Source organism: Klebsiella sp. 4_1_44FAA (assembly GCF_000238715.1).
In the GTDB taxonomy this organism is placed as follows: domain Bacteria; phylum Pseudomonadota; class Gammaproteobacteria; order Enterobacterales; family Enterobacteriaceae; genus Klebsiella; species Klebsiella pneumoniae.
The window spans coordinates 690,383-700,958 of record NZ_JH414799.1; the positions used below are offsets into that span (position 1 = coordinate 690,383).

A 10,576-nucleotide genomic window follows, 5' to 3' on the forward strand; every position below is an offset into this window, starting at 1 on the left:
CGCCGACCGCGCTGGGCCGGCGGCAAAGCCTTACTCGATGTTGGCTTCAATGAACCACAGGAATTTATCCAGATCGCGGGAAGCCGCGGTGAAGATATCTGCAGTGTCTTCGTCTTTTGCTTCGTCGATCGCCTTACGCACATCGTTCGCCACTACCGCGTAGCGGTCAGCCAGGGCTTTCAGGTGATCCTGAACGTGATGGATGTCCAGCGGGTAGCTCTGCAGCGGGGTTTTGCTGTTAATGACCTGAGTGGTACCCAGGGCGACGCCGCCCAGCTGCACCGCGCGCTCGGCCATGGTGTCCAGATGTTCGGTCAGCGCGGTACGGAAGCCATCCAGCATTTCGTGCACGGCGATAAAGTTCGCACCGCGCATATTCCAGTGTGCCTGCTTGGTGATAAGTGACAGGTCAATGAACTGGATCACCTGGCGATTCAACAGCTCAATGGTCGCTTTCTTTTCGCTGTCAGCGACATCGTTGCGGGTATAGACCAGATTAGACGCTTTTGATTTAACCAGTTTTGCGGTACTCATCGTTTCATATCCTCTTGATATTGATGCTCATCACACTTCAGATCTGAATGATGTGGAGCGTTGTCCCAAATGACTTCGGAAATAAGTATAGCAAGGGTTTTCAAGAGTGAGGCATCGGCAGGCTATATCACTCCGATAGCGCAAAGTGGGTGGTTATTTTAAAAATATTTAAATATCAGATATTTATATTTGGCTGAACGGCCCGGATTTCTCTCGGGCCGGCGCCGTAACAGAATGTTAATTGATATCGACCTGCTCGACTTTACTCTGCCGTTGCATAGTCAGCGTGGCGCCCATCGAGGCGATAATGATCGCGCCGAGCGCCAGGGTCTGGGAGAGCTTCAGCGTTTCACCGAGGAAGATCATACCGGAGAGGGCTGCTAACGCTGGCTCAAGGCTCATCAGCGTGCCGAAGGTGCGCGTCGGCAAGCGCGTCAGGGCCATCATCTCGAGGGAGTAGGGCAGCGCGGTAGAGAGAATCGCGATCCCCAAACCCAGCGGCAGCAGCGACCACTGCCACAGCGTATCGGTGGCCTGCGCCATACCTAACGGCACAAACACCAGCGAGGCGATGAGCGACCCCATCGCTACCGTGGCTGGACCATGCTCTTCACCGGCACGCTGTCCGGTCAGAATATAGACCGCCCAGCACGCCCCGGCGCCGAGGGCGAACAGCGCGCCGGTTAAATCGACCTGCGCCACGTTCTGCCCCAGCGGCAGAAGATACCATAGTCCGAGGATCGCCAGCGCCACCCAGACAAAATCCAGCGGGCGGCGCGAACCAAACAGCGCCACCGCCAGCGGGCCGGTAAACTCCAGGGCCACCGCCACGCCGAGCGGAATGCGCTGCAGGGATAAATAAAAGAGATAGTTCATCGCCCCGAGCGCCAGGCCGTACAGTAGCAGCGGCACGCGCTGCGCCGGGGAGAAACGTAGCCGCCATGGCTTGAACACCACCACCAGAATCAGCGTTCCCAGGGCCAGACGCAGGGCGGTGACGCCCGGGGCGCCGACCACCGGGAACAGCGATTTAGCAAGCGATGCGCCGCTTTGAATCGAGGTCATGGCGACTAAAATCACCAGTATCGGCAACCATGCCGCCGCTTTTCTGGATGGACCGGGCATCCTTTCTCCTGTCAGGTTTTGTCAAAAGGGGTAAAAGTTCCAGTGTACTGGAATTACCTGCCGGCGGTTGAGCTAATGTTGAAAAAAACAGGGGCAAAAACAGTACAATGGCGAAAACTGCTGAGAAATTCACCAGGCGGTTAGGATTAATCTGGATGCTTGCGAATTTCTTAATGAGCGTTAAGATGTAAGTTAACGCCAAAAATTGTTGTTTTCCATATTGTTACAGAAATATGGAAACTTTTGGTTACATAAAAAAGTATGTTAGACAATGTAAACTCCAAAGAGTTTCCCAAAAGTTTTTGATATATTTAAGGCTTAGGACTTATTAGAAACACATTTGAGGTGGTTATGAATAAAATTGCACGTCTTTCAGCACTGGCCGTTGTTCTGGCTGCATCCGTAGGTACCACTGCATTTGCTGCAACTTCTACCGTAACCGGCGGTTACGCGCAGAGCGACATGCAGGGTAAAGCGAACAAAGCTGGCGGTTTCAACCTGAAATACCGTTACGAGCAAGATAACAACCCGCTGGGCGTTATCGGTTCCTTCACCTACACCGAGAAGGATAACAACAGCAACGGTACTTACAACAAAGGTCAGTACTACGGCATCACCGCTGGTCCGGCTTACCGTCTGAACGACTGGGCAAGCATCTACGGCGTAGTGGGCGTTGGTTACGGTAAATTCCAGAACAACAACTACCCTCATAAATCCGATATGAGCGACTACGGTTTCTCCTACGGTGCTGGTCTGCAGTTCAACCCGATCGAAAACGTTGCTCTGGACTTCTCCTACGAGCAGTCTCGTATTCGTAACGTTGACGTCGGCACCTGGATTGCTGGCGTGGGTTACCGCTTCTAATCACTCCGGTGATATGAAAAATCCGCCTCTCGGGGCGGATTTTTTTTGCCTGCTGACGGCCGGCCCGGGCGACTGGCCGGGCCGGCGCAATTAATTGACTGTGAACTCATCGGTACCGAGGTGAGCGTAGTCCACCTTCTGCAGCTGGAAGTTGGTGATGTACACCGGACCGGCCTTTTGCTCAGAGATAAACCGATAGCGTGGGGTGATTTCCGCCGCCTGGATCCCGGTCCACTGGGAGAAGAAACTGAGGAAATCATTCGCCGAACGCTGCGCCTTAATCACTTTATGCGCTTTGTCATCGCTGGATAGCACCATAAACGGCACCTGGAAGTTCTGCTGGAACTTATCATCATGCGCCAGATACTGCACCTCTTTGCCCCGCTCCTTGAACGCCAGACCATGATCGGAAAAATAGGTCAGGGAAAAAGTGTCACCGGAATTTTGCAACTGATGATAAAGCTTAGCCAGCAGCGAATCGGTCTGCGTCATGCTGTAGAGGTAGCATGAGGTCTCTTTCGACTGAACGAAAACCGTGTATTTGCCCTTGGTCCGATCGCAGGCCTGTGGGTGAGAGCCCATCAGGTGCAGGACAATCAGCTGCGGCTGGGTACGCTGGGTTGAGAGCACCTGCTCGGTCAGCTTCAGCAACTGCTCGTCCTGGGTGTTTTTATTGGCTTCGAAATCGCCGTTTTTCAGGAACTGTACTTCATCCGCCCGTTTGGCGATGCTGGCGATAGCGGTGTCGTACTCGCCAATTTGCCCCTGGTTGGAGAACCACCAGGTCTGGAAACCGGCGCGGTTGGCGAGGGTGACAAAGTTATCCTGATACTGTGGTTTGCCATCGACCACCCGGTTAAGCGTCAGGCCGAGCGATTTCTGCGTTGAGCCGCTGGCGGCGATGTAATTGTTAAACAGATAACCGTTTACCGAGCTGGCAAACGGCGTGTTGTCCCAATGGCCACCGAAAGCGCCGAGGGCATCGCGGCGCGCGCTTTCACCGATCACCACCACATAGAGATGGTATTTTGGCTTTACCGCCAGCACGTGCCAGCTGTCTTTCATGCCAGCCAGCTGCGCCATCCGCGCCTGTTCGTCCAGCACCTCGTTGTTATTCACCACCACGTCTTTGACAAAACGAAAGGCCGGATAACCGGTGTCAATCACCTTGAATACACCGCCCCAGGCAAGGTTTTGCACCGGCTGGAGAAAGAAGATCCCGATGCTGAACAACAGGCCCAGCGTATCCATTTTTCCCCAGCGTGATGGCTCAACGATCCTACGGCGAACCGCAATGACCCCGAGAGCGAAGATGAAGACCGCCAGCAAATAGTTGTACCACGGGAAGATGGTCAGGATTTCCGTAGACTCTTCCACGTTGGTGGCGTGCAGCGCCAGCAGAGTGTTGAAGTTGGGGGGCACCGTAGGCCTGGCCAAAGGGATAGTACAGAGCCGCCAGCAGGGAATAGGCGCCGACCACCGCTTTCTGGACGCGCGGAAAGGCGCGCCACAGCAGATGTAACACGCAGGTAAATGCCACGGTATAAAGCAGGCTAAATTCATAGCCCAGCGCCAGGTTAATTAACAGCGACTGTAAAAAGTAGAATCCCGTCCATGGGTTCAGTGCCAGTCGGCGGGCGACCAGCGTATCTTTCAGGGTGGTGACATTCATAGTAAACAATCAAAAAGAGGCCATGCGCATCCCCTGGCGTCAAGGGGTAAAACCTGCTGGACAGTGCGTGAAGAGGGTCTCTGCGAGCCGCGAATGTGGCAGGGCTGTGCAAAGATAGGGCTTGTAAATGGTAAGGTCAACCAGACATAACAGATTGTTTTGCGAGGGCGCTTACAAAACTTGAAAAAAGGTCAGGGAAACGGGGGGAACCGGTCATTTTACCGGCAGAAAATGACAGAAAAATGAAGCGGCGTACCGCGACGCCGCCTTAGGAATTGGGTTTGCCCTGCTGCGGTTTACCGTTGATCATCTCGCACAGCATACCGATCAGCATTAATCGTACTTTAAAGGGTGAATGGCTAAACACGTTTATGCACCTCTTGAATTCATTCATCTGCTCTCCTCCTGCCAGTTCGCTCCGTCATTCCCTGATGGATGTTTGCATTATATACAGATATAGCACAGGCTATATTTTATAGCTATGGCTAAAACGTTAATTTTTTGTGCTCTTGGCGCAATCCATTACAATGTGGATCTTTTTATACGATGCTTGACGCGTCACACGAATGAGGAAGCACAATGAACCGTCGCGCAGGTAAGCCAATAACAAAAAAAGTGACGCAGTTAGTGAATGTTGAAGAGCACGTGGAAGGGTTTCGCCAGGTGCGGGAAGCGCATCGCCGCGAGCTGATCGATGACTATGTGGAGCTGATCTCCGATCTGATCAACGAAGTGGGCGAGGCGCGCCAGGTGGATATGGCCGCGCGTCTTGGCGTTTCGCAACCTACGGTCGCTAAAATGCTCAAACGCCTGGCCAGCGTCGGTCTTATTGAACAGATCCCCTGGCGCGGGATCTTCTTAACCCCGGAAGGTGAGAAGCTAGCCCAGGAGAGCCGCGAGCGCCATCAAATCGTGGAGAACTTCCTGCTGGCGATCGGCGTCAGCGCGGAGATTGCCCGACGTGATGCGGAAGGGATGGAGCATCACGTGAGCGAAGAGACGCTGGCGATGTTCCTGAAATTTACCCAAACACAGGGATCTCAGGAAGCATGACTCTTCCCTTCGTCCAGTCGCTGCTGCGCGATCGTTTTCTCCATTTGCTGCTGATTATCGCCTGCGTGCTCAGCGCCATCGTGCCGTTTGTCCCGGCAAGCTGGCCGGCGGCCATTGACTGGCATACCATCGTCACGCTTAGCGGCCTGATGTTGTTGACTAAGGGGATCGAACTGAGCGGCTATTTTGACGTGCTGGGCCGAAAAATGGCCCGCCGCTTTGTGACTGAGCGCCAGCTGGCCATCTTTATGGTGCTGGCGGCGGCGCTGTTGTCTACCTTTCTTACCAACGACGTTGCGCTGTTTATTGTGGTGCCGTTGACGCTGACGCTAAAAAAATGGTGCGCCATCCCGGTGAACCGGCTGATTATTTTCGAAGCGTTGGCGGTGAACGCCGGTTCGCTGCTGACGCCGATCGGCAACCCGCAGAATATTTTGCTGTGGGGACGATCCGGCCTCTCTTTCTTCGGGTTTATCGGTCAGATGCTGCCTCTGGCAGCGGCGATGATGCTGATCCTGCTGGCGCTGTGCTGGTTCTGTTTTCCGGCGAAGCGGCTCAGTTACCAGAGCAGCGACAGGGCGCCGTCATGGCAACCCAAGCTCGTCTGGAGCTGTCTGGGACTGTATGTGGTGTTTCTGACAGCGCTGGAGATGAATCAGGCCCTGTGGGGGCTGGCGCTGGTGCTGCTGGGCTTCCTGGTGCTGGCCCGGGCGGTGATCGTCCATGTCGACTGGTCGCTGTTGCTGGTGTTTATGGTGATGTTTATTGACGTCCATCTGCTGACCCAGCTTCCGGCGCTGCACCAGGTGCTGAGCGGGGTGGGGACCCTCTCCGGCGGTGGACTGTGGCTGACCGCTATTGGCCTGTCGCAGGTGATCAGTAATGTGCCCTCGACTATTCTGTTGCTCAACTATGTCCCGCCGTCAATACTGCTCGCCTGGGCGGTTAACGTGGGCGGCTTTGGCCTGCTGCCGGGCTCGCTGGCCAATATTATCGCCCTGCGTATGGCCAGCGATCGGCGCATCTGGTGGCGCTTCCATCTCTACTCCATTCCAATGCTGCTATGGGCGGCACTCAGCGGCTACTGGCTCTTCAAACTCAGCGCCTGATCTCAACAGAATCGCGCCATCATTCACTTCGATCGCCAGGATCGCCTTTCGGGGCGATCTTTTTTTGTCCGGCTCACAGAAACCGATCCCGGCCTTTGCTTACCTTTTCACTTTCCGGTATATGACTAGTCATTACGTTTAAATGACTAGTCATATACCGAGGCGCAGCATGAAGAACAGACTACCGGCAGATTTTTTATGGGGAAATTCCGTCTCCAGCATGCAGACGGAGGGGGCGTGGAACGAGGGTGGCAAGGGGATGTCGGTGTATGATATCCGTCAACCGGCGGAGTTCGCCTCCGACTGGAAGGTGGCGACCGACTCTTATCATCGTTATCGGGAAGATTTCGATTTGATGCAGGATCTGGGCATGAACTGCTACCGTTTTCAGATCGCCTGGAGCCGGGTGTGCCCTGACGGAGATGGCGAATTCAATGAACAGGGGATCGCCTTCTACCATCAATTTATAGATGAACTGCTCGCCCGCGGCATTGAGCCGATGATCTGCCTGTACCACTTCGATATGCCGCTGTCGCTGGCGGAGCGCTACAATGGTTTTACCGACCGCCGGGTGATGGACGCTTTTATCCGCTACGGCCAGAAGATGATCGCCTGCTATGGCGACAAGGTGAAATACTGGCTCACCTTTAATGAGCAGAATCTGTACCATTCGCCGGAAGCGTTTCTGATTTCCGGCTATCTGCAGGGGGAGAAGACCCTGCGCGAACTGTATCTGATCCAGCATCATGTGATGATGGCGCACGTCCATCTAACTCACTATCTGCACCAGACGAAGCCGCAGTGTCTGATGGGCGGAATGCTGGCTCACGCTCTGGTCTATCCGGCTACCTGCAAACCACGCGATATCCTCTGCGCCCAGCAGCTGGATGAGTTCTTAAACCAGAACCTGCTGCGCGCATACGCGGGTGAGGGTTATAGCCCGGAGGTGATGCATTTTGTCGCCGCGGAAGGGTTCGATGATATCTATCGTCCGGAGGATCTCGCCCTGATGGCGACGGTGAAGGTCGATTATCTGGCGTTCAGCTATTACGCCAGCCGCACATTGAACAGCGACGCGATCCCGCCGGGAACGGCGGTCAACAACTATATGCTGTTTGGCAACCAGGATAACCCGTTCCTGAAAGCGACGGAATGGAACTGGCAGATTGATCCGCTGGGCTTCCGGACGATCATCACTCGTTACTATAACGATTGGCGCCTGCCGGTGTTCCCGATTGAAAACGGCATCGGGGTGATTGAGTCCTGGGACGGCGAACATCCCATTGCCGATGATTACCGCATCGCTTACCATCGCGACCATATCAACGCCATGAAAGCGGCCATCTTTGAGGATGGGGCGCAGGTGATCGGCTATCTCGGCTGGGGATTAATCGATATCCTGAGCTCACAGGGCGATATGCGTAAGCGCTACGGCGTGGTGTACGTCAATCGCGAAAACCATGACCTCAAGGACCTGCGGCGGGTGCCGAAGAAGAGCTATGCATGGCTGAAGCAGGTGTTCCGCAGCAACGGCGAAGCGATGTAACGCTGCCCTGGCGGTCAGATGGTGTATCCAGCCCGCCAGCCACTCACTGAATGGATAAGGACCGGGAAATGACGGCGAAGTATCTGCAAATCGCGCGGGAAATAAAAAAACGCATCATCAGCCAGCAGTATCCTGCCAGCGCGCCGCTACCCGACCAGTTTGCGCTGGCGGCGGAGTTCAGCACCAGCCGGATGACCATCCAGCAGGCGATGCGCCAGTTAATCGTCGAAGGGCTGATCTATACCCGAAAAGGGCAGGGCACCTTTGTGCGGAAAAATTTCCTTCAGCTGTCGCAGTGGGAGCTGCCCGGCAGCGACTATTTCGGCGCCACCAAAACCTGGGAGCATCTTGGCGAGGTGCAAAGCGAAGTGGTGCGCTTTGCGGTGCGCTTTCCCAGCGACAAGGAGCAAAGTTCGCTGCTTATCGACGCCGATGCCCCGGTGTATGACTTTGTTCGCCTGCGGCTGCTCAACGGCGAGCCGGTATCCCTGGATCTGACGGTCATGCCGGTGGGGCTGGTGCCGGGGTTAACCAAAAGCCATCTGGAAGGTTCCGTGTTTCGCTATGTGCAGGAGACGCTGGGGCTGAAGCTGATGGGATCTTACCGCGTGGTGCGGGCGATGAAGCCCGGGGAACTGGATAAACAGCATCTTCACTGCGAACCGACCGATCCGGTGCTGGAGGTGGAGCAGGTTATCTATCTGGAGGATGGCACGCCGCTGGAGTACGCCCACTGCCATTATCGCTACGATCACGGCGGGATTATTCTGGTGAATAACGGCTAGGCCGGGGCTCCTGCTGGCGCTGCGCATAGCGGGGTTACGGCGTGGTAGGGTTTGGTAGCCCGGGCGAGCGTTAGCCGCCTCGAGGGAAAATGCCGATAAAAAAACGGCGGGCATCAGGCCCGCCGTTTTTCTTGTCAGCACAACTTAGTTCAGACGCACCGGCATACCGGAGCGGTTCTGGATAGCCTGCTCAACCACGTTCTGATCGACATCAGACTGGCTGGTAACTGCCTGTACCGGCTGAGTCAGGGTGATCGGCACGATCTCGCCGCCCTGGAACTGCGCTTCGGTGGTCGACAGCGGGTTGTGCACCTCGATGTAACGGCTGCCGTCCGGCTCGGTGGTCGCTTTTACCGGCTCATCGATAAACTGTACGCGGGTGCCGACCGGCACGTTCTCAAACAGGAATTTGATGTCATCGTTACGCAGACGCACGCAGCCGTGGCTCACGCGCAGGCCGATACCGAAGTTAGCGTTGGTGCCGTGGATGGCGTACAGACGGCCGATATACAGCGCGTACAGCCCCATCGGGTTATCCGGACCGGCCGGTACGACGGCGGGCAGCGGGTTGCCGGCGGCGGCGTATTCAGCATGCATTTTGGCGGTCGGTGTCCAGGTCGGGCCGGCCTTCTTGCGTTCGACTTTGGTGGTCCAGTTGATCGGCGTATCTTTACCTAACTGGCCGATACCGATCGGCAGAACGATCACGGTATTGGTGCCTTTCGGGTAGTAGTACAGACGCATTTCCGCGCTGTTGATAATGATCCCTTCATGCACGGTATCCGGCAGAATCAGCTGCTGAGGGATGTTCAGGACGCTACCGCCCTTCGGCAGGTAAGTATCCACCCCCGGGTTGGCTTCCAGCATGTTGGAAAGCCCCATCTGATATTTCGCCGCGAAGTATTCCAGCGGCTGTTTATTATCATCCGGAATGGTAATGACCTGATTCTGACCAACCAAACGGCTGCCATCGGTTGGCAAAGGATAGGTGACAGCAGACGCTGTATTGCAAAAGCCTACGATGGCGAAGGCTGCCGCTAAGAGTGTAGATAATTTCATAGTCTTTAATGTCGTGTGCGAAATCAACGCCACACAGGCCTTTGTTAATGATTGAGACAGTAGATGGGAGCGCATTATATGTGCATTCCGCTGAACAGGTAAATCAGATGTGTACGAAATCACATTTTTTTCCCTGTCGCCTCGGCTGCCGCGGTCCGGCATGCGGCCGAAGCATCGCTCGCCGCGCGGGTAACGGGCGGTTACTCTTCCAGCAGCCGGGCCTGCAGCGCGGCGCGAACCGGCGCGGTAAGCTGGTACTCTGCCGCCAGCCAGGCGTCGACGGTGCCATAGCGCTGGTGAATAGCCGACAGCGCGGCGGCGAGATAGGACTCTTTTACCGTCAGAATATCCGCCAGGCTTTGGCGCCCCTGGGCAGTGAGGTCGTTGCCGAGCAGCTCCAACATCCAGGCCTCCACCTGCGTCAGCATGCCGTGGGTAAGGAGATACTGATCCTCTCCTCGTAATATGGACACGCGCCTAAGCGAGATTCTGATTTTCAAATTGTTCCGGGCTGAGGCCGCCACAGGCACTGTGACGACGCCAGCGATTGTAATCGCACTCAATGTAATTAAATACCATCGTACGCATATCATCGCGACTGATTAGACGCTCACCGTGGATGCACTCTACCTTCAGCGTGTGGAAAAAGCTTTCCGCGCAGGCATTGTCATAGCAGCAGCCTTTTGCACTCATGCTGCCCCGAAGGTCGTGCTGCTTCAACAGGGCCTGATAATCTGCTGAGCAGTACTGACCACCCCGGTCGCTGTGGGCTATAACCCCTTTTGGCCGCTTACGCCGCCACAGCGCCATTTGCAGGGCATCGCATACC

Annotated in this window: 10 protein-coding genes and 2 pseudogenes; 5 read left to right on the plus strand and 7 right to left on the minus strand. The window is 55.5% G+C overall.

The features are described from left to right. Window positions 1-30: 30 nt before the first annotated feature. Both dps and rhtA read right to left on the minus strand, forming a co-directional pair. Complete coding sequence (dps, locus tag HMPREF1024_RS17170; RefSeq protein ID WP_002895841.1) at window positions 31-534, minus strand: DNA starvation/stationary phase protection protein Dps; 504 nt, start codon at window positions 532-534, stop codon at window positions 31-33. Window positions 535-771: 237 nt separating this feature from the next. Continuing rightward, a complete protein-coding gene (rhtA, locus tag HMPREF1024_RS17165) occupies window positions 772-1,659 on the minus strand; it encodes a threonine/homoserine exporter RhtA (protein WP_002895842.1) in 888 nt (295 codons plus the stop codon). A 351-nt stretch (window positions 1,660-2,010) separates the two neighbouring features. On the opposite strand from rhtA, the gene ompX reads away from it, so the two are divergent. After that, complete coding sequence (ompX, locus tag HMPREF1024_RS17160; RefSeq protein WP_002895845.1) at window positions 2,011-2,523, plus strand: outer membrane protein OmpX; 513 nt, start codon at window positions 2,011-2,013, stop codon at window positions 2,521-2,523. Between the two features lie 90 nt (window positions 2,524-2,613). On the opposite strand, the pseudogene HMPREF1024_RS17155 reads toward ompX, so the two are convergent. Together HMPREF1024_RS17155 and mntS are read right to left on the minus strand one after the other, a co-directional pair. Continuing rightward, window positions 2,614-4,195 (minus strand): annotated as a pseudogene (locus tag HMPREF1024_RS17155) (phosphoethanolamine transferase). Window positions 4,196-4,463: 268 nt separating this feature from the next. After that, on the minus strand, window positions 4,464-4,589 hold the full coding sequence (gene mntS, locus HMPREF1024_RS17150; RefSeq protein ID WP_002895851.1) for a manganase accumulation protein MntS: 126 nt from the start codon (window positions 4,587-4,589) through the stop codon (window positions 4,464-4,466). 185 nt (window positions 4,590-4,774) lie between these two features. Here mntS and mntR point away from each other — a divergent pair, with 185 nt between their 5' ends. The 4 genes from mntR to HMPREF1024_RS17130 all read left to right on the plus strand — a co-directional run bounded on the left by mntR (window position 4,775) and on the right by HMPREF1024_RS17130 (window position 8,688). Continuing rightward, window positions 4,775-5,248, plus strand: a complete 474-nt coding sequence (mntR, locus tag HMPREF1024_RS17145) for a manganese-binding transcriptional regulator MntR (protein WP_004183487.1) — start codon at window positions 4,775-4,777, stop codon at window positions 5,246-5,248. Then, window positions 5,245-6,357, plus strand: a complete 1,113-nt coding sequence (locus tag HMPREF1024_RS17140; protein WP_009308215.1) for an anion transporter — start codon at window positions 5,245-5,247, stop codon at window positions 6,355-6,357. Before mntR ends, HMPREF1024_RS17140 begins: the two co-directional genes overlap by 4 nt. 169 nt (window positions 6,358-6,526) lie before the next feature. Then, window positions 6,527-7,903: a glycoside hydrolase family 1 protein gene (locus tag HMPREF1024_RS17135; RefSeq protein ID WP_004223813.1), complete on the plus strand. Its 1,377-nt coding sequence runs from the start codon at window positions 6,527-6,529 to the stop codon at window positions 7,901-7,903. A 68-nt stretch (window positions 7,904-7,971) separates the two neighbouring features. Further along, entirely contained in the window at window positions 7,972-8,688 is a 717-nt protein-coding gene (locus tag HMPREF1024_RS17130; protein WP_004151705.1) for a GntR family transcriptional regulator, read from the plus strand. Window positions 8,689-8,832: 144 nt separating this feature from the next. On the opposite strand, the gene ldtB is transcribed toward HMPREF1024_RS17130, so the two are convergent. The 3 genes and pseudogenes from ldtB to HMPREF1024_RS28575 all read right to left on the minus strand — a co-directional run. Further along, a complete protein-coding gene (gene ldtB, locus HMPREF1024_RS17125) occupies window positions 8,833-9,747 on the minus strand; it encodes a L,D-transpeptidase (protein WP_002895871.1) in 915 nt (304 codons plus the stop codon). Window positions 9,748-9,947: 200 nt separating this feature from the next. After that, window positions 9,948-10,199: pseudogene (locus HMPREF1024_RS17120) on the minus strand (tyrosine-protein phosphatase); the annotation flags it as partial. Between the two features lie 25 nt (window positions 10,200-10,224). Continuing rightward, a partial coding sequence (locus tag HMPREF1024_RS28575) for an IS3 family transposase (protein WP_009308217.1) occupies window positions 10,225-10,576 on the minus strand: 352 nt, incomplete at its 5' end.

What these genes read in the sequence shown, in the direction of transcription:
- dps (WP_002895841.1), bottom strand. Translation starts at nt 534, where the DNA reads ATGAGTACCGCAAAACTGGTTAAATCAAAAGCGTCTAATCTGGTCTAT.
- rhtA (WP_002895842.1), bottom strand. Translation starts at nt 1,659, where the DNA reads ATGCCCGGTCCATCCAGAAAAGCGGCGGCATGGTTGCCGATACTGGTG.
- ompX (WP_002895845.1), top strand. Translation starts at nt 2,011, where the DNA reads ATGAATAAAATTGCACGTCTTTCAGCACTGGCCGTTGTTCTGGCTGCA.
- mntS (WP_002895851.1), bottom strand. Translation starts at nt 4,589, where the DNA reads ATGAATGAATTCAAGAGGTGCATAAACGTGTTTAGCCATTCACCCTTT.
- mntR (WP_004183487.1), top strand. Translation starts at nt 4,775, where the DNA reads ATGAACCGTCGCGCAGGTAAGCCAATAACAAAAAAAGTGACGCAGTTA.
- HMPREF1024_RS17140 (WP_009308215.1), top strand. Translation starts at nt 5,245, where the DNA reads ATGACTCTTCCCTTCGTCCAGTCGCTGCTGCGCGATCGTTTTCTCCAT.
- HMPREF1024_RS17135 (WP_004223813.1), top strand. Translation starts at nt 6,527, where the DNA reads ATGAAGAACAGACTACCGGCAGATTTTTTATGGGGAAATTCCGTCTCC.
- HMPREF1024_RS17130 (WP_004151705.1), top strand. Translation starts at nt 7,972, where the DNA reads ATGACGGCGAAGTATCTGCAAATCGCGCGGGAAATAAAAAAACGCATC.
- ldtB (WP_002895871.1), bottom strand. Translation starts at nt 9,747, where the DNA reads ATGAAATTATCTACACTCTTAGCGGCAGCCTTCGCCATCGTAGGCTTT.